The sequence below is a fragment of the Sphingorhabdus sp. EL138 genome (assembly GCF_945890115.1).
Lineage (GTDB): Bacteria > Pseudomonadota > Alphaproteobacteria > Sphingomonadales > Sphingomonadaceae > Sphingorhabdus_B.
On sequence record NZ_CAMDCK010000015.1, the window covers coordinates 1 to 21,999 of the forward strand.

22 protein-coding genes and 1 tRNA gene are annotated in these 21,999 nt (G+C 56.4%); 12 read left to right on the top strand and 11 right to left on the bottom strand.

Annotated features, from left to right (window positions below; genetic code table 11):
* The first annotated feature begins 9 nt into the window (after positions 1 to 9).
* From xseA to Q0O07_RS08270, 3 genes are read left to right on the top strand one after another with little or no spacing between them, the layout of a single operon-like run.
* Complete coding sequence (gene xseA, locus Q0O07_RS08260; RefSeq protein ID WP_295492534.1) at positions 10 to 1,434, top strand: exodeoxyribonuclease VII large subunit; 1,425 nt, start codon at positions 10 to 12, stop codon at positions 1,432 to 1,434.
* Positions 1,435 to 1,478: 44 nt separating this feature from the next.
* Positions 1,479 to 1,682, top strand: a complete 204-nt coding sequence (locus Q0O07_RS08265; RefSeq protein WP_295492412.1) for a DUF2093 domain-containing protein — start codon at positions 1,479 to 1,481, stop codon at positions 1,680 to 1,682.
* 7 nt (positions 1,683 to 1,689) lie between these two features.
* Positions 1,690 to 2,553: a M23 family metallopeptidase gene (locus Q0O07_RS08270; protein ID WP_295492414.1), complete on the top strand. Its 864-nt coding sequence runs from the start codon at positions 1,690 to 1,692 to the stop codon at positions 2,551 to 2,553.
* Between the two features lie 181 nt (positions 2,554 to 2,734).
* On the opposite strand, the gene Q0O07_RS08275 is transcribed toward Q0O07_RS08270, so the two are convergent.
* On the bottom strand, positions 2,735 to 3,517 hold the full coding sequence (locus tag Q0O07_RS08275; RefSeq protein WP_295492417.1) for a response regulator: 783 nt from the start codon (positions 3,515 to 3,517) through the stop codon (positions 2,735 to 2,737).
* Positions 3,518 to 3,651: 134 nt separating this feature from the next.
* On the opposite strand from Q0O07_RS08275, the gene Q0O07_RS08280 reads away from it, so the two are divergent.
* The 3 genes from Q0O07_RS08280 to Q0O07_RS08290 all read left to right on the top strand — a co-directional run bounded on the left by Q0O07_RS08280 (position 3,652) and on the right by Q0O07_RS08290 (position 6,307).
* Complete coding sequence (locus tag Q0O07_RS08280; protein WP_295492419.1) at positions 3,652 to 3,906, top strand: NepR family anti-sigma factor; 255 nt, start codon at positions 3,652 to 3,654, stop codon at positions 3,904 to 3,906.
* A complete protein-coding gene (locus Q0O07_RS08285; protein ID WP_295492421.1) occupies positions 3,903 to 4,517 on the top strand; it encodes a sigma-70 family RNA polymerase sigma factor in 615 nt (204 codons plus the stop codon). The genes Q0O07_RS08280 and Q0O07_RS08285 overlap by 4 nt, the downstream gene beginning before the upstream one ends.
* A gap of 215 nt (positions 4,518 to 4,732) precedes the next feature.
* On the top strand, positions 4,733 to 6,307 hold the full coding sequence (locus Q0O07_RS08290; protein WP_295492423.1) for a histidine kinase dimerization/phosphoacceptor domain -containing protein: 1,575 nt from the start codon (positions 4,733 to 4,735) through the stop codon (positions 6,305 to 6,307).
* Between the two features lie 76 nt (positions 6,308 to 6,383).
* Here the strand turns inward: Q0O07_RS08290 and Q0O07_RS08295 are convergent, their stop codons facing one another.
* A complete protein-coding gene (locus Q0O07_RS08295; RefSeq protein ID WP_295492425.1) occupies positions 6,384 to 6,674 on the bottom strand; it encodes a hypothetical protein in 291 nt (96 codons plus the stop codon).
* Positions 6,675 to 6,696: 22 nt separating this feature from the next.
* Positions 6,697 to 6,966 (bottom strand): GlsB/YeaQ/YmgE family stress response membrane protein, encoded by a 270-nt coding sequence (locus tag Q0O07_RS08300; protein WP_295492427.1) that lies wholly within the window; start codon positions 6,964 to 6,966, stop codon positions 6,697 to 6,699.
* Between the two features lie 298 nt (positions 6,967 to 7,264).
* On the opposite strand from Q0O07_RS08300, the gene Q0O07_RS08305 reads away from it, so the two are divergent.
* The gene (locus tag Q0O07_RS08305) at positions 7,265 to 7,606 is read left to right on the top strand and encodes a hypothetical protein (RefSeq protein ID WP_295492429.1); all 342 of its coding nucleotides are present in this window, start codon (positions 7,265 to 7,267) and stop codon (positions 7,604 to 7,606) included.
* 272 nt (positions 7,607 to 7,878) lie between these two features.
* Here the strand turns inward: Q0O07_RS08305 and Q0O07_RS08310 are convergent, their stop codons facing one another.
* The 8 genes from Q0O07_RS08310 to Q0O07_RS08345 form a co-directional block, all read right to left on the bottom strand.
* Positions 7,879 to 8,004: a hypothetical protein gene (locus Q0O07_RS08310; protein WP_295492431.1), complete on the bottom strand. Its 126-nt coding sequence runs from the start codon at positions 8,002 to 8,004 to the stop codon at positions 7,879 to 7,881.
* Between the two features lie 180 nt (positions 8,005 to 8,184).
* On the bottom strand, positions 8,185 to 8,751 hold the full coding sequence (locus tag Q0O07_RS08315; protein ID WP_295492433.1) for a cytochrome c family protein: 567 nt from the start codon (positions 8,749 to 8,751) through the stop codon (positions 8,185 to 8,187).
* A gap of 36 nt (positions 8,752 to 8,787) precedes the next feature.
* On the bottom strand, positions 8,788 to 10,068 hold the full coding sequence (locus Q0O07_RS08320; protein ID WP_295492435.1) for a DUF3422 domain-containing protein: 1,281 nt from the start codon (positions 10,066 to 10,068) through the stop codon (positions 8,788 to 8,790).
* An 89-nt stretch (positions 10,069 to 10,157) separates the two neighbouring features.
* Positions 10,158 to 11,534, bottom strand: coding sequence for a pyridoxal-dependent decarboxylase (locus tag Q0O07_RS08325; protein WP_295492437.1), 1,377 nt, complete (start codon positions 11,532 to 11,534; stop codon positions 10,158 to 10,160).
* 76 nt (positions 11,535 to 11,610) lie between these two features.
* Positions 11,611 to 12,537 (bottom strand): hypothetical protein, encoded by a 927-nt coding sequence (locus Q0O07_RS08330; protein ID WP_295492439.1) that lies wholly within the window; start codon positions 12,535 to 12,537, stop codon positions 11,611 to 11,613.
* An 82-nt stretch (positions 12,538 to 12,619) separates the two neighbouring features.
* Positions 12,620 to 13,480, bottom strand: a complete 861-nt coding sequence (locus Q0O07_RS08335; RefSeq protein WP_295492441.1) for a CsgG/HfaB family protein — start codon at positions 13,478 to 13,480, stop codon at positions 12,620 to 12,622.
* Positions 13,481 to 13,561: 81 nt separating this feature from the next.
* Positions 13,562 to 15,805 carry a transglycosylase domain-containing protein gene (locus Q0O07_RS08340; RefSeq protein WP_295492443.1) on the bottom strand — a complete coding sequence of 748 codons (2,244 nt, stop codon included), beginning with the start codon at positions 15,803 to 15,805 and terminating at the stop codon, positions 13,562 to 13,564.
* Between the two features lie 502 nt (positions 15,806 to 16,307).
* A tRNA-Cys gene (locus tag Q0O07_RS08345) sits at positions 16,308 to 16,381 on the bottom strand.
* 274 nt (positions 16,382 to 16,655) lie between these two features.
* On the opposite strand from Q0O07_RS08345, the gene Q0O07_RS08350 reads away from it, so the two are divergent.
* The 5 genes from Q0O07_RS08350 to Q0O07_RS08370 all read left to right on the top strand — a co-directional run bounded on the left by Q0O07_RS08350 (position 16,656) and on the right by Q0O07_RS08370 (position 21,988).
* Positions 16,656 to 17,240: a protein-L-isoaspartate O-methyltransferase gene (locus Q0O07_RS08350; protein ID WP_295492445.1), complete on the top strand. Its 585-nt coding sequence runs from the start codon at positions 16,656 to 16,658 to the stop codon at positions 17,238 to 17,240.
* Positions 17,237 to 18,703, top strand: coding sequence for a TolC family outer membrane protein (locus Q0O07_RS08355; RefSeq protein ID WP_367271062.1), 1,467 nt, complete (start codon positions 17,237 to 17,239; stop codon positions 18,701 to 18,703). The genes Q0O07_RS08350 and Q0O07_RS08355 overlap by 4 nt, the downstream gene beginning before the upstream one ends.
* A 20-nt stretch (positions 18,704 to 18,723) precedes the next feature.
* Positions 18,724 to 19,140, top strand: coding sequence for a DUF2497 domain-containing protein (locus Q0O07_RS08360; RefSeq protein ID WP_295492447.1), 417 nt, complete (start codon positions 18,724 to 18,726; stop codon positions 19,138 to 19,140).
* Positions 19,141 to 19,308: 168 nt separating this feature from the next.
* On the top strand, positions 19,309 to 20,565 hold the full coding sequence (locus tag Q0O07_RS08365; protein ID WP_295492449.1) for an amidohydrolase family protein: 1,257 nt from the start codon (positions 19,309 to 19,311) through the stop codon (positions 20,563 to 20,565).
* 40 nt (positions 20,566 to 20,605) lie between these two features.
* The gene (locus Q0O07_RS08370; protein WP_295492451.1) at positions 20,606 to 21,988 is read left to right on the top strand and encodes an amino acid permease; all 1,383 of its coding nucleotides are present in this window, start codon (positions 20,606 to 20,608) and stop codon (positions 21,986 to 21,988) included.
* Positions 21,989 to 21,999 lie beyond the last annotated feature (11 nt).

Genomic DNA, 21,999 nt, shown 5'->3' on the forward strand with positions numbered 1-21,999 from the left:
CCCGAACCGATGAGCAAGATATTCATGTCCGCAAATGACCCCTTTGAAACTGCCGACCCGCAAGTCGCTCGCCTGTTAGCCGAGGAGCGGCCCGGCGACAATGCCCAGGCGATGAGCGTGTCGGAACTGTCGCTTGCCCTGAAACGCACGGTTGAGGATAGGTTCGGCCATGTCCGCGTGCGGGGGGAGATTTCCGGCTTTAAGCGCGCGGCGTCGGGGCATATCTATTTTTGCCTGAAAGATGATAATGCACGGCTTGATGCTGTAATGTGGAAAGGCGGCGCGGCGCGCCTGCCCTTCGCGCCGGAGGATGGGCTTGAAGTCGTCGCCACGGGCAAGCTCACCACATATGCGGGTCGTTCCAATTATCAAATCATTGTCGATAGCCTTGAGGTGGCTGGCGAAGGCGCGATGATGCTTTTGTTTGAAAAGCTGAAAGCCCGTCTTGCGGCCGAAGGGCTATTTGCGCCCGAACGTAAGAAAAAGCTGCCGTCGCTTCCCCGCACTATCGGCGTGGTTACATCGCCCACAGGCGCCGTCATTCGAGACATTTTGCACAGATTGGCCGACCGCTTCCCAACGCATGTCATCGTCTGGCCGGTATTGGTACAAGGCGAAGGATCGGCGGCCCAAATAGCGCGGGCAGTGAACGGATTTTCCGCGATGCCGCAAGATGGCCCGGCCACGCGCCCCGACCTTGTGATTGTCGCGCGCGGTGGCGGGTCGATTGAGGACCTATGGGCTTTTAACGATGAAGCCGTGGTCCGCGCGGTCGCCAATTGTGCGATACCGATTATCTCTGCAGTCGGGCATGAAACCGATACCACCTTGTGCGACTTTGCCGCTGATCTGCGCGCGCCTACGCCGACCGCTGCCGCCGAAATCGCGGTTCCGGTGCGCAGCGACCTGTTGCAACGCGTCGGGCAATTGGGTCTGCGCATGGCAAACAATGTACGCAAGCATGTGGACCTGGCGGCGGAACGGCTTGAGGCGCAACGGCGGCTGATGCCACGCCTGTCCGACCTTGCCGCACCGCATCAGCAGCGCACAGATGACCTTGCCGAACGCCTGCGCCAGTCTCTGCGCACGCGCGTCGGCAAGGCGGAGATCGCTTATTCGGGGCCAGCGATGATGCTGCACCCCCGCCTTTTGACCCGCCGTATCGAACAAGGCCAGCAACGGCTGGATGGGCTTACCCGCCTAGCCGACAGCCTGCACCCCGAGGCCCCGCTAAAACGCGGCTTTGCCCGTGTGACAGATGCAGAGGGCAAAACGATTATGTCGCGGGCGGCTGCCGTGACGGCGGGCGACGTGACCCTGCGGTTCGTCGATGGTGCAGTCGGCAGCGTCATCAATGGCTCTGCGCCGCCGCGATCTGCGACACCCAAACCAGCGCAGCCGACGGTTAATCAAGGCAATCTGTTCGACGGCTGACGCGACGCATTGCCCATTGCGCATCGATGCGCCATAATGCCGCCATGCTAATGTCTTCGAAAAACAAAGTCGCCCGCCTGCATTATATGGCCAATAGCTTCCGTATACTCACCGCAGGCGACCATGTCATATGCGCGGTGACTGGCCAAGCGATTGCCTTGGAGGAGCTGCGTTACTGGAGCGTTGTCAAGCAGGAGCCATATGTGAGCGCAGAGGCATCCACCCGCGCAGCATTGGCCAAGGGCTGAACATTTGATGCGCACCAGCCGGGTTTTGCGCGCAAACATCACGGCCTTCCTCGGTCTCGCCTGTGCGGTGCCTCCAGTTTCCGCGCAGCCACAGCTTCCTTCCCAAAACCCCCCAGCCGCATTCTGGATGTCCGGCGCTGCTGTTCAAGGTGGCTTGCTCATCGGCCGCGCGCCTAAAGGGACACGCAGCGTTTTTTTAGACGATGTGGCGTTAGAGCTTAGTCCGGACGGCTTCTTCCTGATCGGTTTTGACCGTGACGCACCGATGCAGGCACGGTTGGTCGCTATGCTGGCTGATGGCAGCAAGATGGAGCGCAAGATCGCCGTCGCCTTGGGCAATTGGCGCATCGAACATGTTGCTGCGAACATCACCGGCGGCGCGACAAGCTCCGTCGAATTTCAGGCACGGCGCAGCGCAGAGCTTGCACAGATTGCGTCCGCACGCGCCGTCCGCAGCGCTAGTGAAGGCTGGCGGCAAAGTTTCATCCGCCCCGTATCAGGCCGCATATCGGGTCTATTTGGCGCGCAACGCATTTATAACGGCATGCCGGGCAGCTATCATAATGGCATGGACATCGCCGCTGCCCGAGGCGAGGATTTCGTCGCGCCCGCCGACGGCGTCGTCACCCTTGGCGCCAATGATGCCTTCACCTTGGAAGGCCATTTGCTGATGATTGACCATGGCATGGGTTTGAACAGTGCGTTTTTGCACGCGTCCGAATTGCTGGTCAAACAAGGCGACGTTGTGCGGCAAGGCCAGGTCATTGGCCGCGTCGGGGCCACAGGCAGAGCAAGTGGGCCGCATTTACACTGGGGCATGAAATGGAACAGCGCGCGTATTGATCCAAAGCTGTTGTTGCCATCTGGTTGACCCGGAACGATCGGCAATCGAAGAACAAAACAAAGCACCCCGACGGTTAGGCCGGGGTGCTAAGAAGCTGGTCTAGAAAGGGGAGGCGACCAGCTGGTCAACATTTGTTTTTACCCATTTGCTGACCTTAAAACATCGTTTCGAAAAGCAAACTGGAGTTTCCCGACATTGTTCCCAAAAATCATGCCGCTTTTGAGTTTATGTCGGCATCCCGGTGCATCAGCAAAGCTTGGCCAATGGTGGCTATCACAGTTTCCGGTTCAAAAGGCTTAGTGATAAGATAGGTCGGTTCGGGACGTTCGCCCGTAAGCAGGCGTTCCGGAAAGGCTGTAATGAAGATCACGGGCACCGTTTGTTCAGCCAATATATCCTTCACAGCATCGATGCCGCTCGATCCGTCGGCCAGACTGATGTCGGCCAATATAAGATCTGGCCTTTCGTCCCGCGCTTTAGCCACAGCTTCTGCCCGGGTGCGGACAATGGCAATTGTCTCATGGCCGAGGCTTTGCACGATTTGCTTAATGTGCAGCGCGATGATCGATTCATCTTCAATGATGAGCACGCGCGCAGATAGCGCATCTTCGATCGCGCTGCGTGCAGCCTGAACATGTTCGTGCACATCGTCTTGGCCCATGCCCAAAATCACGGCCACATCGTCGACCGTAAATCCTTCAACCGTGGCCAGCAGCAAACTTTGTCGGCGCTTGACTGGAAAATGCGCAATCACACCGCTGCGACCGCGCGATTCGAGTGGTGCAATCATTTCGCTTTTCCAGATCCGGTGAAATGTCCTGAACAACTCGGTTTTGGCTGGGGCATTTTCATCCCATTCTTCAGGCGCTTCCAATAACGCTTCCAATGTTTCGCGTACAGCCGCATCGCCCAGTGACTGTGACCCAGTCAATGCCCTTGCGTAACGCCTAAGATATGGCAATTGTGATGCCAGTTGCTGTCTGAATGACATAGTTGCTCCCTTTGCTAGCGAAACTAAAACGTTCGAACTGCAATTTTGTTCCCGTCGGATGGAACAATATCATCTTTGGCGGCTTAATCGCCTATGATAAAAATCTTCGCCTGCCTGAATTATGGTATTGAGCCATGGGCATAACGACAGAATATGGTCATCCCGGGTCCGACATTTTGCAGGGCGTCTGGAATGATGGAGGGGGTCAATTGGGTAATAATAAAGGCAAAAGGCACGCGGGGGAGGCAATGGACCCGGAATTTGATTCCCTCACTGCAGCCTTACGCCAGATGCATGACAGCATCGCCAATGAACCTGTCCCCGACGATTTTCTGGATCTTCTGGACCAAATTGATGCCAAAATAGCGGCCTCCAAGAAATTGTCGTGAGCGCCTTGCCTGTGGAAACGCGCCCCATCTCTGAACGGCGCGATGCATCGGATGATTTTCGAGCCCAGATGGTTGCACTTATCCCGTCGTTGCGCGCTTTTGCACGCGGACTATGTGGCAATAGGGAACTTGCGGACGATCTTGCGCAAGAGGCTATGATGCGGGCATGGGCTGCGCATGCAAGTTTCACCCCGGGAACCAACTTCCGAGCGTGGATGTTTATGATATTGCGTAATCAATTTTACACCACGATGCGCAAAAATTCGCGGATGACGAGTTGGGACCCCGAGGCCGCCGAACGGCTGCTGGTGGAGGCGCCGCCGCAGCAACATCATATCCACATGACCGATGTTGAAAAAGCGTTGCGAAAGCTACCTGCTGAACAACGCGAGATACTGATGCTGGTTGGCGCAGGCGGCGCCAGTTATGAAGAGGCTGCGGTGATTACAGGCTGCGCCATCGGCACCGTCAAGAGCAGGCTAGCACGTGGCCGCGTGGCATTGGCGGCGTTGATTAACGGTCCCGATGAGGCCGTGTTGAAGAAGCCTGCCAGATCGAAGTCGGTTCGGGGCCCATTGGCCAAGCACCCTAATCCGACGCCAGGCATATGACGGTGCATTACCTGCCGCTGGGGAGGAGGCCGTGGACCCATATTTATTCCCTTCGCGGCACCGAAATGGCATCGAACCGTGAGAATTGCATTGATGGGTCCACTGGCTAAATGGTGTTTTTGCGACCAATGAAAATGCGAAACGGGCTTATTCTGATCGTGTTCGCCGCCTTGCTGCCTGTGACTGTTGTAAGCTTCATCCAAGGCAACGTGACTATGAAAAATACGCGAAATTTGGCCTTTGATCGGTTGCGCGATACGGCACGTGCAGTCGCCGAACGGCAACGCGACCCTTTCGTAATTGCACAGCATCTATTGCTGGCCCACACAACGAACAGGGACGTGGTCCGCATGACCGCCGATTGCGATACGGCGCTGCGCATATCTTTAAGCAATTATCCGCCCGTTACCAATATCGCCCGAACAGCAGCAGATGGCACGGTGCGTTGCTCTGCCATTCCTCTTTCCAAGCCAGTCAATTTTGCGCGCGAAGGTTGGTGGCGACGCGGAGTCAATGCAAAGGGTATGACCATTACAAAAGCGCCCGTTTTCGGGCTCATATCCCAAAGGGACGTGTTGTTCCTGATCTTACCGTTGCGCACCGCCGATGGTCAATCGGACGGCACAATCACTGCGGCCATTGACGTCAAATATCTGCGCGACGGGTTGCGCCAAGCCGCGCGCCGCAGCGCGGGCGCATTAGCCATCGTGACTCGCGACGGCGCGAAGGTGGCAAGTGGCGACCGGCCCTTGCCCTTTACGCCTGACGTCACAGCGCGCCAGAACCAACCCGTCGAGATCCGCGATAACAAAGGCACATTATGGATTTACACGCTGCACAAGCTCTACAGTTCTGACCTGTTTGTCGTCTATGCCGAACCACGCGATACGTTAATGGCCGCAGCGGTATCGCAAGTGCGCATCAGCATTTTGCTGCCTATAATTTCCATATTGCTTGCATCGCTTGCCATCTGGGTCGGAACGCACCGTCTGGCCTTGATATGGTTACGCGAATTGCGTGCCGTTTCAGGGCGCTTCGCCCAAGGCGACTTTACCGCAGACAGGCACAAGTTCGACCGCGCGCCCGAAGAAATCGCTGCATTTAGCGCAGATTTACACAGCATGGCCGATGCCATTGACCGCCGTAATACCGACCTGACGCATGCGTTGGAGGCGAAAACGCTGCTTACCCGTGAAGTGCACCACCGAGTCAAAAACAACCTGCAAATCATCAACAGCCTACTGACATTACAGTTGGGCCGTGCGCACGAAGGCGCCGCAAAAGAAGTGCTGGCGCAAACCCTAGCGCGGATAAGCGCTTTGGCGCTTATCCACCGGCTTTTGTACGAACAAGATAATGGCTATGAACGCGGCGAAGTGCCGATCAATAACCTGATGGCTGAGCTATGCGCGCAGTTGCGCGGTGCCAACCGGTCCATGACTCACGTTCAGTTGACCTGTCAGGCAGAGAGTTTCCCGGTGCCCATCGAATATGCTGTACCATTGACATTGTTCGTGGTGGAAGCGGTCACCAACGCCTTTCGCCATGCATTCCCCAAGGGCAGGCATGGGGCAGTAATCCTGCGGTTCAATCTGGATGGCGCGCGTGCCATTCTGGATATTTCGGACAATGGGCAAGGATATGTCGTCAGCGACGCAGCCGCGCAAATGGGTACCGAATTGATGCACGGCTTTGCCACCCAAGTGGACGGCGAATTGTCGATATCAAGTCGCACAGGGAGCGGAACGCAAGTTGTGCTGAAATTCCCGCTGGCTAGGGTCACGACCTAGGGTCAGGACATAGGCTCGGCACAAAAGAGGGCGCGTCAGTTTCCGGACGCGCCCTGATTATCATACAAAGACGGGACTATTTTTTGTCCTGTGCGTCTGCATTATCTTCCATGGCATCGGCCGTGGCGTCTCCTTGTTCGCGGACGGCTTCAGCTTTATTTTCAACGGCGGTTTCAGCCGCTGTGTCCTTGCCATCTGTCTTGGTGTCCATGGCATCAGCCTCAACTTCCATGATGTCAGCTTGCACTTCAGCATTGTCGCGGACGGCGTCGGCCTTTTGCTCTTGTGCATTTTCTGCACCAGAGTCGCAGGCACCAAGTGTCGCCAAAGACACAGATGCTACGAGAATTAAAATCGACTTTTTCATAAATTTTTCTCTGCGTTAATGATTAGCGGACACTGCCGCGGCGGAACATATTGACGATCGCCAACAGAACGACTGCACCCAAAAATGACGCGACCAACGAGCGGAGATCGAAATTGCCACTGGTGATTAGCGCGCCACCGATCAGGGGAGTGATGACAAAGCCAGCCAAAAAGGCGCCTACGATGCCAACAATAACGTTCAAGAAAATGCCCTGCTGTCCGTCCGTGCGCATCACGATGCTGGCCAGCCAGCCCAAAATGCCACCGACAATCAGAATGATAATGAGGTTCATGCTATTTCTCCCTTTCAGAGTGCGAAGGAAAACATCGCTCGGGCCATTTGGTTCCGATTTTGCTTAGGCCACTGCCTAATCCCCGTTCAACCGAGCAATTTGACAGCTGTTCAGAGGAACCATGCCGCACCCTTCGTCGTTACCTTTGCAGAATTAAACTTCGAAAAATGACGAAAGTGAGAATGACATGACGCAGTCAGTAAACCCCAAAAAAAATATGGCTAATGGGAGCGCAAAAAGTGCGAACGGATCAGCCCGGGCCAGCGCGAAGCCCGCTGGGAAGTCGAGCCCAAGGCCCATGCAGGCGCGTAAAGCGCAAGGCAGCCGCTCGTCTGCATATGCCGTGCCATCATGGCTTGGCGCGGTGGCCTCCGTCATTGGCGTCGGCGTTGCGATAGGCGCAGGACTATATGCGACGCGTGATCAATGGATGCCAAAGGCCGACAAATGGAAAGATGATTTTTCGGCCGCCTTTGCCGATGATGAAACCGATTCTGAGAATTTCGACCAAACCCGCCATGCCGGCGCGGCTTCTATGCGTGATCATCCGGGTAAGAATTGGAACAAGGTCGATGAGATGTCGGATGCGTCTTTCCCCGCCAGCGACCCGCCATCTTTCACGCGAGCGACCGCATCATGAATGAAGGTCAGAATGATGTCGCATTCCGATGGTGGCATTATTATTAATCTCTAAGGAAAAACGGGCTGTCCGCTTCATTGCTGACAGCCCGTTTTTTCTTCAGCAGCGTAATTCCGACGGGGGCGATTCCAATGGGGTTTCATCGGGAATGCGCCCAGGATAATCGGTATCGCCCAAATCACCCGGGGACACTTCGTCTGGACTAGTGCCTGGCACTTCGTTCGGCGGGCTGTAAGGCTTGGGATCGCGCTCGGCCCTATTGTGCATAGGCATCATTGCATGACTCCCCAATAGACGGCGACCATAGCGACCACCGCAAGAACCAATGATATTGCCAGAACATAGCGCACGCCCATGCCGGTCTTTCCGGCCCGCGCGTCTTGTGTGTCTATCTTCATGAAGCGTCTCCTTATGTACATTGTACAAAGGTAACGCCTGAAGCGCTGCTTGGTTCAACCGGCGCGGCACCGAAAGATTGCAGACCGCACCCTCGTTAGTGCACAGACGATATCCACCGCCACTTGCGCGGCAATAAAAAGGCCTCAGCACGCGAAGGTTAGATTTATGAGGTCCTGACCCTAATTGGGCGTTTCGAGATATGCGATTAGGTCCGCACGCTTTTGCGCATCTGGCAGACCCGCGTAGATCATCTTCGTCTGTGGAATGACGCGCTGTGGCTTTTCCAGAAACTGGAACAATTTTTCCTTGGTCCAGACGAAGCCGGCGCCCGCATTTGCCGCAGAATATGTAAATCCTGGAACTGTTCCAGCCGTGCGTCCGATAATATTATGCAAGGACGGGCCAATCTTGTTCACGCCAGCGTCGGTCACATGGCAGGTTCGGCATGCCGCGAATACCATCTTGCCATTGGCGGCATTGCCAGTGAAATTGGCAAAACTGGTGCCGTCAAGCGTGCTAACGTCAGTTGCAGCAAGGGGCCCTGCAGGTGCAGCTGGGGCAGATGCATCTGGCTGTACGGATGTATCCGTTTCGCCTTCCGAACCACCTGAGCATGCGGCAAGCATTACCGATAAAGCCACGAGGCCAGCTCTAGCTTTTGTGTTGACCATAAATTCTCCCATCGTGTCTTTATTGGCCACATAGCCAATGCCTTGCATCCGCAATTTCGTTGTAACTTTAGTCAACAACTACCCTCATGAAAAGGCCAATATGCAGTGATGTCAGGGCTTTTCGGTACGTTCATTTTCCGCGCCGCTTTCCATCAGCACCTTGTGCCTGAGGCGGTTTACCAAGAGGTAAATCAGCAACACTATGGGTAGGGTCACAGCGCCGACAAACATCTCGCTGATTGACCCGCTTTTGGTCGCGGCCACGCCCTTTGTCATATAGGCAATGAGCCCAACGAGATAATAAGCAGCCGCAATAACCGACAACCCTTCTACCAAGGTTTGCAGGCGAAACTGAAGCTGCGTTGAGCGCTCCATCGACCGCATCAGAACAAGGTTCTGTGCCTTTATTCGACTGTCAATGCGTACATCGAGCGTGTGCATGACGCCAGAGACGCGCTCGGCAATATCGCTCAGGCGTTTCCGGAATACGGAACATGTCCGCGATGCCGGGACCAGCCGTCGTTCCGTAAAATCGGTAAGGCTTTGGAAATTCAATATCGGCTGGACATCCAGCGCGGAAAGCCTGTCCGCCGCGACTTCGGCATACGCTGCCGTTGCACTGAGCCGGAAACCCGTTGCCGAACGAATAAGTTCAAGCTCGGACGAAATGGCCGCGAGATCATTGAGCAAGATTTCATCATCTTCATCTGCCGAGGCAACGCGCCGGGCATGGTCCGACAAGCGATGCTCCAACTGGTCAAGCTGAGGTCCATATTGCTGCACCACCGGGAACCCAAGCAAGGCAAGGTTGCGGTAATTGCCCAGCTCTTGGACCCGCTGAATGATGCGGCCACGCTCGCCCTCTCCTACATCACCTGCGGTGATGAGCAATCGGCCATAGCCGTCGCCATGAATACTGAAATCGGACCAAAGCCGAATGCCTGCGTTGATATCGCAACAGACCATTTCATCGGTCGAAATGCCGATTGCGGACAATTCCGCATCAATATTTTCTGCGCTGGGCACAATGCGTATTTGCGTCGCGCGCACAACGCCCCCGGGCCAATTTTCCAACCATTGAATATAATTATGACGAACGGGTTCAGGTGTTTTTTGCGGAAAAATAAGCGTTAACGTGCTGGCTTCGGTGTGGCGTTCCCACAGGAAGTGAATGCCGCCGAGCGTATGCCCCGAACCATGCCGTGGCGCGAGGGCCCAGTCATCAAATTCGGGCCGCGCGTTTATCAGCCAACGATCCTCCGCATTACGTTCATCTTGTTCGATGAGGCGCACAACCTGATAAACGTCGCTATGCGCGGTAACGGGGGCGAAACGACGCAACCGCATTTCGTCAACGGCCCAGCGGCGCAAGGGATGCTCAGTAAAGCTCATAGCTGAATATTCGCACATATTTGCCGAAAGTCCATAGGCTTGGACTACGGCGTAAAATAATCGCCAAACGCGGTTTTGCGCACGCGATTTTAGCGCATGCTCAATAGCGCGTTACGTGCTGCTGCCACCGTGCGTGCGACATCATCCGCATTTGTATTCCAACCGCACACGCTGATCCGCATCACCCGCTCTCCGTTCCAACTGCCGCCACTTAGGAAGGCTTCGCCGCTGGCATTGATAGACGCGATGACGGCGTCGCTGATATTTGCGCCGTCTTTCGCATCGAAACGCAATAAGCCCTGATTCATGGTCGGACGCGCGATGCCTGTGGCACCCTCAAGCTCTGAGATACCATCATAAATGGCCGCGGCATGATCGCAGCACCGTTCAATCATCGCGGCAAGGCCGTCACGGCCAAGCTCCATCAAAGCCGCCAGGGCAGGAATGGCTCGGGCGCGGCGCGACCATTCTGGCGTAAAGTCCATGGGGTCGCGCACCGGCCCGCCATTGGTCAGATAGGCAGCGGTCATACGCATCGCAGCCATATGCGCACTGGTGTGGCGCGTGATCGCCATTCCACAGTCATACGGCGTGTTCAGCCATTTATGCCCGTCGGTGGCCCAACTGTCGGCCAGTTCTACCCCGGCAACCAAAGCGGACAGACGTGGGCTGGCATTCGCCCAAAGTCCAAAAGCGCCGTCCACATGCACCCATGCGCCAGCCGCATGGGCAATTGGGCATAATGTCGCAAAATCGTCGCACGCGCCAATGTTGAGATCACCCGCGTTGAGAATGACGATCGTCGGTGCATCGGGCGTTTCGGCCAGCGCGGCGCGCAGAACGTCTGGCCCGACCAAACCGGGCCCGCCCCCATCCAGCGGCACAATACAATCGCTACCTAAACCCAAAAGGCGCAATGCTCTGGTCACCGAAGAATGGTGGTGGGCATTGGCGAGCACGCGGATCGCAGGCGCGCCTTGAAGCCCCTTCGCCTCAACATCCCACCCCTTTTGCGCCAGAACGCCGTGCCGCGCAGCAGCCAGCGCCGTCGCATGCGCCATCTGGCAGCCAGTGACAAAGGCGTAGCTGGCATCCGCCGGTAACCGCAAAGCGTCCAGCAGGAATCGGCCCGCGACCTCCTCAAGAACCGCGCCGGCGGGGCTAGTGGAGGCAAGTACCGCGTTTTGGTCCCATGCCGAGCACATAATGTCCGCCGCCAAAGCAGAAGGGAGCGCGCCGCCTTTCACCCAAGCAAAAAAGCGTCCGCCCGCATTGCCCGTCAGCCCGGGTTCAGCAGCCGCCGCAATGGCGCGCACCACATCATTCGCAGGCATTCCGCGCGCGGGAAATTGCGCGGGCAAAGGCAAACGCATCTCGTCCGGCGTCCCGCGCGAGGCGACGGGCCGTGTGCCAAGTGAATTGAGAAAACGGCGGGCTTCGGCAAAAGCGATATCAAGTGTGTCCATGACGCATCGGTAAAAGCTTTGTCAAAACGAGTCTATGTGGATGTTACTTGATGCATCCCCAACCGAGCGAGCCAGCTTACGGCAACGGAACGCTTGGGATTGTGGACGTCTCCGAATATTCATCTTCCGGCTCGGCGAAAAACACTTCCGAACCGACTGGCACGTCGGAGAGGTTGGCAAAGGCGCGGCTCTGCGCAATCGCTCTTCCAGGCGTTGCACTGATCACCGTTAGTCGGCGCGGTTCGATCGAGCGTTCACCTGACACCAGCACCGCTGCGCCCATGGGGATGATCGGCGGTCCGTAATTGAGCGCGATCGAACGTCCGTCGTTTGCGGTCACCCGTAAAGGCTCAAAATGAAACAGAACCTGACGGGCGACGGCAAAGCCAATTTGTTCCTGAAGCTGCGAAAAGACCGTCCGTCCTGACTGTGAGCTCTGGAAGGTTGAACGGCTGGTTTCGACCGCAGTGTCGGTGTTGAACCGCTTGGTAAAGGATCCACCGTAGACAACGTTGCCCTTCGCGTTTTTCACTTGGTAGGTAACGCTTGCAAGGATATAGCCATTTGCTTCGGCGACACTCGCAGACCCATAGGACGTGCTTTCGTAGCCAATGTCAGTCAGGAACCCGTTGACGGTAAATGTGCCATCGCCCGGATTGAACGAGCCGGAGGATGCCAGCGCCGAAGCCATGGTGGAACGGATACGTGGAAAGTTCTGGGAGCAAATCTCGTTCAGTTCGGTGCCCCATTCGCGCAGATAGGCACTGCTGGCTTGGCTTGAGGAGCGCCGCGCGCCTGCCGCACCATAGGGATTGGCAACCACCGCACTTGATGCGCTTGAAGAACCCGTTGCAACGGCAATCTCGCGCTCCCACTCGGTGACGTAAAAGCGGCAGCTTTCCTCCGCCTTGAAATTGCCGACTGACAGCGACCCTGCCTCGGCGGCGGTTGTGCCTAACATGGCAGCAGCCACAAGGATGCCGTGGTGAAGAAAAATTCTCATGATCTACATCCCTTCGATTTGTCTGCGGGCCCCTGGTGTTCATCAATGCGGGCGAAGCCCCCGGCTATCCAACTCTTGCCCGCTATCGCGATGACCGTTTTTGGTTTTCATCGATCCGGGCAATCGAGCCGATGGGGACCGCGACCGGTTTTTTCCCCTCCATCCTCGCGAGTGCTGCTTCCGCGTTAGCTTCCGAAACACGGGCGCGCCCAAGTTCAGAGCCAAAGCCGCCAAATTCGCCCGCCGTCGCAGGGCTAGATATCTTCACATAAGTGCCAATCGGAAGGAACGCGCTACCATAGTTCAAAACTATGGAACCGTCAGGCCGCACTGCCATAACCTTCATTGGGAAAACTTCAGCTGCAAACTTGAAAACAAGCTCGTTTGAAACTTCACTTGTGAGAACAGCCATGTCAACTAATTTGCAGCTTTTCTTGTAGCTTTTCGTGATCGGGGTCGCGTAAAGAAACTGGCCATTGCCATCTCTTACAGTAATGTTTACAATGATTGATACTGACTCAGTCCTACATGGCCCGGGATCGTAACCAAAAAGAACGATACCTGGTGTTTCCTCAACAGTTCTCGATGCAGCAGTGATCGAACCTTCGATTGCATAATCGACAGCTTCAAACTGCACGCTCGAATTGCTGGCATTGCGAGTTGTTTTTCCAGCACGACGGAGTTGCGCTTCTTCTTCGGCTGAAGAAAAATCCCGGGAGAAAACGCTAAATTTTTTGGTGTTCACCAGAGCAACTTGTAACTGTTCACGAAGCTGAAGGGCAATCCCGGAGTCTGTAGGATCCGTAAGCTTATACAAGGCCACTTTCGGCTGGCCCTGCGCCTGCGCTTCATCGCCCGCCTGCATCGCCAGCAAAGCAGCCACGCCGAGGAAAATGCTAAAAAACCCTCGATTCATGCTCGATTCCCCCAATGTTTCAATCATGTGAAGCAATGACACGGTGTTCGCCCCCGAATCACTGCATGTTCATTAGCTAGATCGTTTAAGTTAGACGATTGATGAACGCTAGCAACTGTCATCGCCGCATTCGATCGTGAAATCTTCGTCCTCATCGCCGGAATTGCGTCGCGGACGGCGCGGCGGTTCGCGCGCTGGGGCTACCGGCCGAGGAGGCGTCCCGGCACGGCGCTGGGACGGCACCACGCGGATGCGGCTTCGCTCGGCCTCGCGCGCTGCGGGCGAACGATCCGGGCCGCCATCCTGCACAAACGACCCTGCCGCCGCTGCCGCCGATCCCGGCGCTTCGCGCGGCCCGGTCGTGCCAACCCGACTGGCACGCGAACCACCGGGCAGCCCCGCCTCACGCAGCAGGGCCGTGCGGCGCGACAGATCGATCTGCTGGCCATCGTCGCCGCGCAACTTGCTCGGCACCAACGGAGCGCTCGTGCCGCTGGTCGCCGGGCCTGACGTTCCCGCGGCTCCGGGGCCAGTCTGGCCGGAGCTGCCCTTGCCTGCCCCGACGCGATCGGTCCCCGCCGCTGGCCGCATCAGACGATCAGCGGCCATCGCGCGCAGCATGAAGGCCTGCCACAGCCGCGCCGCCGCCTCACCGCCCGACATTCCATCAATGGCCGCTCCGCTATCATTGCCCAGCCACACCCCGACCACCAGTTCGCCGGCGTAACCGATAAACCATGCATCCCGGTTGTTCTGGGTGGTTCCGGTCTTGCCATAGGCTGGAACCGGAAGCTGCGCCGCCCGCCCAGTGCCATCGGTGATGACCCGCGCCAGCATTAACCGCATGTCGCGCAATGCCCTTGGATCAAGCGGTGCGGCGATGTCTTCGTCAACAAGGTAGCCACTTGTGGGCCCTGCTGACCGAGGAAGACCGATTGGGTCAATGCGCGCACGTCCGGCGGCGATAGCCGCGTAGGCTGCGGTCATTTGCAGCAATGATGCATCCGACGTGCCAAGCGCGAGTGACGAATTCATGTCCATCCGACTGCTGACGCCAAAAGCCCTCGCAGTATCAACCACCGCATTGGCCCCAACCTTTTCGAACAGACGCACGGCGGCGACATTACTCGAGGTGGCAAAGGCCTTGGCGAGGCTTATGGTATCGCCATAATTCCCGTTCACGTTTGTCGGCCGGTAATCACCTTGGGTTATCGGTGCATTGGATATGACCGTCTCTGGCCGCATACCATTTTGCAGCGCAGTAAAGTAAGTGAACAGCTTGAACGTCGATCCGGGCTGGCGACGCCCGGATACGGCAATGTTAAACTGCTTGCGCGCATAGTCTCTGCCCCCGATCATGGCGACGACTTCGCCGTTGGGGCGCATCGCCACCAGCGCGGCATCAGCACCAAACGGAGACTGATACCGGACAACATCTTGTGCGGTTATTTGCAGTTGGCCGTCCAAGGTGGTTCGGATCCGGTTCTCGACATAGCCTTGGCCGATGCGCGCCCGCGCCTCATCCATCACCCAGTCAGAAAAGTAGAAACCTGTTCGCAATGGCGGCTCAATTCTTATGTCCAGCTCTGCAATCTTCGGCAGGTTATCGGCACCATCAGGCAAATAGCCTGCATCTTGCATGGCTTTACTGACACGTACTACGCGCGCACGTGCGCGTGCCTCGTTTCTGGTGGGATCATAGCGGCTTGGAGCCTGCACCAAACCCGCAAGCATTATTGCCTGCGGCAAGGTCAGTTTCTCCGGCTGCCGGTAGAAATAATGAAGCGACGCCGCTCTTAAGCCATAGGTGTTCTTGCCAAAGAGGACATTCGAAAGATAGCGTTCGAGTATCTGATCTTTTGTCAGCCAAGCCTCCAGCCAGAAGGCAATAGCGATTTCGCGCAGCTTGCGGGAGTAACCTGGATAGGGAGCCCCAGTTTCCGGATCGATCAGGTATACATTTTTTGCCAGCTGCTGGGTAATTGTGCTGCCGCCTTGTTGGCCGCCGCCGCTCACGTTGTTCAACAGGGCACGCCCGATTCCGACTGGATCGACGCCAAAATGATACTCGAAGCGCCTATCTTCTATGGCGTAGAATGCCTGCGCTACGTATGGCGGCAAATCCTCAACCGCCACAGGAGCACGCATTCGGGGACCAGCAGCCGCAAACGGCACACCTTCACGGGTCAGTAAAACGATACGCGCAGGCACCAATGGTAAGGCTGATTTGTCTACCGGGATGTTCCACCAAAGCCATGCTGTGACAAAAGAAACAACCAACAGAAATGTAACACTGAAGATCAGAAGCGAACGTCTGATAAGGCCGGGAACCTTCAGGTAAAAGTTTTTCATCAAATTACCCCGGCCCATGGCTCTACGAATCGTCTCTCGGAAGTTTTAGTCTGCGCTTGTTGTTGCTTCACTTTATTTTGTAAAAAATACAATATGGTGACAGGTAATTACGGTGTAATTACGCCAACAGGTGCGTCATCCCCGAAATAGCTTTGCTTTGCGTCCACCTTTGTCTTGATGCGTAACATAATGCGAAGTCCCCCGGATCAACTGTGACAAAACACGCAGGATAATAACGGAATTACGGTGACAGGTGCACCTTCCCCGAAATAGCTTTGCTTTGCGTCTGTCTTTGTTTGGCTGCGTAACATGATGCGAAGTCCCCCAGATCAAATGTCAAGAAAACACGTTCGATAAGAGCAGGTTAACGAGATTTCGATATATGTCAATTTGGGGGTTAATGCACTTAACACCGCAACTCAGGCGCGATGTGAAACGCGCAGAAATTAGGAAGGGCCCTTTAGGTCCGTGCCCAGATGCCGCGGTATAGGGACAATATGGTTGGAGGCCCGAGCCGGAATCGAACCGGCGTGCAAGGATTTGCAGTCCTCTGCGTCACCACTCCGCCATCGGGCCCCTGAACAATAACCTGCCTGAACAGCAATGCCATTATGTGGTGAAGGCGGGCGTTTAGCGGCTTGACCAATTCAATGCAACCGGCAATCTGACGCCTTGTGCCCCGTCCGCCACAAGCGGCGGAAAAAGTTGTTATTTGCAACCTGAAATAGGCTGTTTGTCTGAATCTCGCTTGGCGTAAAGGACAAGGCTGGCTAGAACCAGAATCAAGGTCTGTATTGTATTTGCAATACAGTTGTGCCAGTTGGCCAGCAAGTTAATGGAAATATTTCCGATGGAAGCAGTGAATTTTCAAGAGATGCGGCGGTCCATGGTGGATAGCCAGCTGCGTACCAGTGGCGTAACCGATGCATGGGTGCTGGCGGCGATGGGCAGCATCCCGCGTGAGGATTTCGTTCCGCTCATGCACCGATCCACGGCGTATATGGACCGGTCGATTGCGCTGGAGGATGGATCTGTCCTCAACCCTGCCGTGTCTTCTGCGTTGCTGTTGCAGGCGGCGGATGTGCGTGCAGACGATCCTGTTTTGTTAGTTGGTAAGCCGGACGGGTATGTCGCCGCGATTTTGCGCGCGCGGGTCAGCGCTCTCACGACGGTAACGGCGGACAATGTTGCGGCAGCCCAATCGGCGGCGCCATATGCATTGATCATCATTGACGGCGCGGCAGAAGAGTTGCCCAATGCGTTGGTGAATCTGGCCGCCGACGGCGCGCGATTGGTGACGGGTGTTATCGAAGGCGCGGTAACGCGGCTGGCCAAGGGCTTTGTCCATAAGGGAAAAATAGCGTTGAAATCATTTGAGGATAGCGAGATTGCCCCACTGTCGGCTTTTGCCCGCAAACCGGAGTTCGTGTTTTGAGTGCGCGCCATTTGTTCATGGCCGCCTTGCTGGCGTCCACCGGATTGGTCGCGCCTGCTTATGCGGACACTTTGCGGGACGCTCTGGCGTCAGCCTATGAAACCAACCCCAATCTAGCCGCAGCACGTCAGGGACAGCGCGCAACCAACGAGGGGGTTCCTTTGGCCAAGGCCAATGGCCGCCCCGATATCACATTGCAGCCAACTTTTTTCGAAAATATACTTCAGGACAGCGGCGGTTCGGTGGTGCAGGCACGCGGAATCAACGTCAACGGCACGGTTTCAGCTCCCTTATACGCCGGCGGTGGCATTAAAAATGCGGTGCGCGCGTCGGAAAACCGGGTTGAGGCCGGCTTTGCCAGTCTGCGTGGTACCGAAAGCGCCATTTTTTCGGCGGTGGTCGGCGCCTATATGGATGTCATCCGCGATGAATCGATTGTCGATCTGAACCGCGCGCAGGTTGGCGTTCTAACGGTTAATCTGGATGCAACGCGTGACCGTTTTGAAATAGGCGATTTGACCCGCACCGACGTCGCGCAGTCCGAAGCGCGGCTTGCGCTGGCAACCAGCAATATGGAAACGGCGCGGGCCAATCTGATCCGTTCAAAAGAGATTTATATTCAGTTGGTCGGGCGCGAACCCGGGCAGTTGGAGGCGCCGCCGCCATTGCCCAATTTGCCATTAACGCCAGATAGCGCTGTGACCGTGGCGTTGGAAAGCAACCCGGATTTGATCTCGGCGCGCGAAACGCGTGAGGCCGCGCGTTTTGATCGCCGCGCTGCGAATGCGTCGCGCTTGCCCACCATAAGCGTCTTTACGTCCCCATCTTACTCCAATGCTTTAAATTCGATCTCATCGAATATTCCAGGCTTTGTTGCGGACAACAGCGCGTTAAATGCGCAAGCGGGCGTGCGTGCGACTATACCCCTTTATCAAGGTGGGCAGCCCGCCGCGCAAATTCGTCAGGCGCAGGCCCGGCTCGGCCAAGCGCAGGAACTCGAAATCGCCGCCGAGCGTGAAGTGATTGCCCAGACCCGCGCCTCTTACGCAAGCTGGCGCGCGGCGCTTGATGTCATCGCCGCCTCCGAACGCGCCGTGTCGGCAAACGAATTGTCGCTTGAAGGCACACGCGCCGAAAATGGCGTTGGCAACCGCACCATATTGGACATATTGAACGCGGAGCAAGAATTGCTGAACAGCAAGGTTCAACTCGTCGCCGCGCGCCGCAACGCCTATGTCGCCGGTTTCACTTTGTTGGCCGCAATGGGTAAAGCCGAAGCGCGCGATTTAGGCCTTGAAGGCGGCGCATTATACGATCCCGTCGCTGACTATCAAAAGGTTGATGGCGCGTGGAACGACTGGTCGTCACAGCCGGATCCCGTTGCAAAATCGACCCGTACCGTTGACACGGCCGCGCAAAAAGCCGAGATAGAGCCAATTGTTACCGACGGTAAAATTCGGTAATTTACGCAAGGGCTGAAAATATGGCTGACGGCCGGAACGAACCTTCGATGGATGAAATCTTGTCCTCGATCAAACGCATCATCGCTGATGATGACATTAATCGCCCCGTTACGAAGCGGGCGGCGAAGTCTGCTGTGCCGGATGTCGAGCCAGACGAAGTTCTTGAGCTGACCGACACCGATGACAATGCGGGCATCGGCGAAGTTTTGCTCGATGATGATAAGGCGCAAAGCCTGCGACACAGTTTTTCAACACTGCAGACCCTGGCCGAACCGAGCGCAGCGCCGCACATCATGCGGTCAGACGAAACGTCGCTTGAGGGCATAACGCGTGACCTGTTGCGCCCGATGCTGAAAGATTGGCTCGACACCCATTTGCCACCTATCGTTGAAGCGTTGGTCGAACGCGAAATCATGCGCCTCACCAAAAAAGGGTGATGGTTGCCGTGCGCCTGTGGAGCCGCAATGCCGAACTGGGCGCCGCGCCCAAACCCAGTCATGCTGAACTTGTTTCAGCATCTTAGTTTAAGCGCTGTTCAAAGCCTTAGGACCCTGAGCCACGTTCAGGGTGACCGCCAAGTTGCTATAAGGCCGACCCAAATATTTTTGGCGGCGCTTTTAACCCTGACGCCCGCAACAGTTTTTGCCTCCAACCTCTACATTGCCACAGGCAGGCTCATTGACGTCCAAGCTGGCAGAGTCCTCACTAATCAATGCATCAGCATCAGCGGCGACAGGATAACGGCCGTTGCGCCCTGCGGCGCGACACCACAGGGCGCAAAACGGCTGGATTGGACTGCGTTCCATGTACTTCCCGGCTTGATGGACCTGCACACCCATTTGGCGGATGCAGGTCAAAGCGCGGACCTTGCGCTGCCCATCAAAACATCACCTGCGGCCACTGCCTTAATGGGTGCGCATCATGCCCGAATGACGTTGGAGGCTGGCTTCACTGCGGTCCGCGATGTCGGCACCTATCGGGGACTTACCGATATCGCGTTGCGTGATGCAATTAACGCTGGGCATGTTCCGGGGCCGCGCATGTTCGTTGCGGGTGCGTATATCACCCTGCCCAAGGGTGGCGGCGAGTTGAACGGTGTTGTGCCCAATGAAGAATTGCCCGCTGACATGCGGCTTGGGATAGCCAATACGCCGCAAGAAGCCGCAGCGAAGACGGCGTTCCTGATGGAACAAGGCGCTGATTTTATCAAAACCATCGCCACCGGCGCGGTGCTGGCCATCGGCACGGAGCCTGGCGAACCGGAGCTGAGCGAAGCGCAGATGCGTGCGGTCGTTCAAACGGCAAAAGCGAAAGGCAAATACGTCACCGCACATGCCCATGGCGCGGTTGGCATTAAAAACGCAATCCGCGCTGGCGTCCGGTCCATCGAACATGCCAGCCTGATTGATGATGAAGCGTTAAAAATGGCGAAAGCCAGCGGCACTTGGCTGGTGATGGATATTTATAATGGCGATTATATTGACGACATCGGGACGCGCGAGAAATGGCCTGAAGAATATCTCCGCAAAAATCGCGAGACCACTGATGTCCAGCGCGCGCGGTTTACAGTGGCCGTCAAAATGGGCGTGAAGCTTGCTTATGGCACGGACAGCGGCGTCTATCCACATGGGCAAAACGCCAAGCAATTTGCCTATATGGTCCGTTATGGCATGACGCCGATGCAGGCCATTCAAAGCGCAACGATCCGCGCGGCAGAATTATTGAGCAAGGAAAGCGAGCTCGGCAGCATAGCGCCGGGGCGCTTTGCTGATCTGGTTGCGGTCGACGGCGACCCTCTTAAGGATATCACTGTATTGGAAAATGTTGCGCATGTGATGAAAGGCGGCAACATCGTCCGCTAAATGCGGTGCGCTATTGCGCCGAATGAGGTGGGGGAAGAATATGACGGACATAATGCATAATGGGGCAGCCAAAACCCATGAAGGGGCGGAATTGTCGCGCAGTTTGAAGTCGCGCCATGTCTCCATGATCGCGATTGGCGGCATCATTGGTGCCGGACTGTTCGTTGGGTCTTCAACCACAATCAGCCAGGCTGGCCCCGCCGCTGTCTTCTCCTTTGCCATTGCCGGGTTCATCATTTTGCTGGTCATGCGCATGATCTCCGAAATGGCGATAGCGGTTGATGGGGTGCAGACATTCCCGGACTTCGCCCGCGCGGGCCTTGGCCATTTGGCGGGATTCATGTCCGGCTGGCTTTATTGGTATTTTTGGGTTGTCGTTGTCGCGATTGAGGCGATTGCTGGCGCGCAAATCTTGCATGGTTGGTTTCCTGCCGTGCCCGAACTTGGCATCGGCATTGCCCTGATGGCGATTTTGACCGCCGTGAACCTGATGTCCGCGCGGGCATATGGTGAATTTGAATTCTGGTTCTCGTCGATCAAGGTTGCCGCGATCATCGTCTTCATTCTGGTCTGCGCCGCATGGGCCTTTGGCCTCACCTCCGGCAGCGGTGCGACCTTTGGCAATTTGACGGCCTATGACGGCTTTGTTCCCAATGGTTGGGGCGTCGTGCTGGCGGCGGCAACATCGACCATATTCAGCCTTGTTGGCGCAGAAATCGCTACCATCGCGGCGGCTGAGTCCGAAGAGCCTTCCAAGGTCATTGGCCGCATGACCGTGTCGGTCACGATGCGCATCCTTATCTTCTATGTGCTGTCCATATTCCTCATCGTGTCGGTCGTGCCATGGACCGAGATCGTGCCCAAAGTTTCACCCTTTGCCACAACGCTTGCCTATATGGGCTTGCCAGCAGGCCAGTTGATAATGGAGGCTGTGGTGCTTGTCGCCGTGCTGTCATGCTTGAACTCGGGCCTATATGTCACCTCGCGTGCGTTGTTCGGCCTCGCCAAGCATAAGGACGCGCCTTTGTGGTTGGTGCAGGTCAACCATCGCAAAGTGCCGGCGCGCGCCATCCTGATCGCCAGCCTGTTCAGCTATTTCGCGCTCGCCGCCGACGCGGTGTCGCGCGATGTGGTATTCAGCTTCCTCATTAATAGCTGCGGCGTGACCATGCTTCTTTTGTACCTGATGACATCCGCTGCACAGCTAAAGCTGCGCCGCCAATATGAGACGGAGGACCCGAGCCGCCTGCAAATCAAAATGTGGTTCCACCCCTTTGGCACCTATATCGCGATAGCAGCGATGTTGGTGATCTTGGTCGCCAAAGGCCTTGATCCTTCCGCCTCGAAGGAATTGTGGCTGAGCTTACTCGTAGCGGGCGGCTTTGCGGCAGCGTTTTTCATCTTTCGGCGGCGGGTGGCGTAGCCGCACCCCTG

Excerpts from the sequence above, each read along its gene's own strand:
- Q0O07_RS08280 (WP_295492419.1), top strand. The coding sequence starts at position 3,652 with ATGGGCATAACGACAGAATATGGTCATCCCGGGTCCGACATTTTGCAG.
- Q0O07_RS08350 (WP_295492445.1), top strand. The coding sequence starts at position 16,656 with ATGGAAGCAGTGAATTTTCAAGAGATGCGGCGGTCCATGGTGGATAGC.
- Q0O07_RS08325 (WP_295492437.1), bottom strand. The coding sequence starts at position 11,534 with ATGGACACACTTGATATCGCTTTTGCCGAAGCCCGCCGTTTTCTCAAT.
- Q0O07_RS08335 (WP_295492441.1), bottom strand. The coding sequence starts at position 13,480 with ATGATTGAAACATTGGGGGAATCGAGCATGAATCGAGGGTTTTTTAGC.
- Q0O07_RS08295 (WP_295492425.1), bottom strand. The coding sequence starts at position 6,674 with ATGAAAAAGTCGATTTTAATTCTCGTAGCATCTGTGTCTTTGGCGACA.
- Q0O07_RS08360 (WP_295492447.1), top strand. The coding sequence starts at position 18,724 with ATGGCTGACGGCCGGAACGAACCTTCGATGGATGAAATCTTGTCCTCG.
- xseA (WP_295492534.1), top strand. The coding sequence starts at position 10 with ATGAGCAAGATATTCATGTCCGCAAATGACCCCTTTGAAACTGCCGAC.
- Q0O07_RS08340 (WP_295492443.1), bottom strand. The coding sequence starts at position 15,805 with ATGAAAAACTTTTACCTGAAGGTTCCCGGCCTTATCAGACGTTCGCTT.
- Q0O07_RS08370 (WP_295492451.1), top strand. The coding sequence starts at position 20,606 with ATGACGGACATAATGCATAATGGGGCAGCCAAAACCCATGAAGGGGCG.
- Q0O07_RS08330 (WP_295492439.1), bottom strand. The coding sequence starts at position 12,537 with ATGAGAATTTTTCTTCACCACGGCATCCTTGTGGCTGCTGCCATGTTA.
- Q0O07_RS08305 (WP_295492429.1), top strand. The coding sequence starts at position 7,265 with ATGCAGGCGCGTAAAGCGCAAGGCAGCCGCTCGTCTGCATATGCCGTG.
- Q0O07_RS08270 (WP_295492414.1), top strand. The coding sequence starts at position 1,690 with ATGCGCACCAGCCGGGTTTTGCGCGCAAACATCACGGCCTTCCTCGGT.
- Q0O07_RS08265 (WP_295492412.1), top strand. The coding sequence starts at position 1,479 with ATGCTAATGTCTTCGAAAAACAAAGTCGCCCGCCTGCATTATATGGCC.
- Q0O07_RS08310 (WP_295492431.1), bottom strand. The coding sequence starts at position 8,004 with ATGAAGATAGACACACAAGACGCGCGGGCCGGAAAGACCGGCATGGGC.
- Q0O07_RS08300 (WP_295492427.1), bottom strand. The coding sequence starts at position 6,966 with ATGAACCTCATTATCATTCTGATTGTCGGTGGCATTTTGGGCTGGCTG.
- Q0O07_RS08275 (WP_295492417.1), bottom strand. The coding sequence starts at position 3,517 with ATGTCATTCAGACAGCAACTGGCATCACAATTGCCATATCTTAGGCGT.
- Q0O07_RS08290 (WP_295492423.1), top strand. The coding sequence starts at position 4,733 with ATGAAAAATACGCGAAATTTGGCCTTTGATCGGTTGCGCGATACGGCA.
- Q0O07_RS08320 (WP_295492435.1), bottom strand. The coding sequence starts at position 10,068 with ATGAGCTTTACTGAGCATCCCTTGCGCCGCTGGGCCGTTGACGAAATG.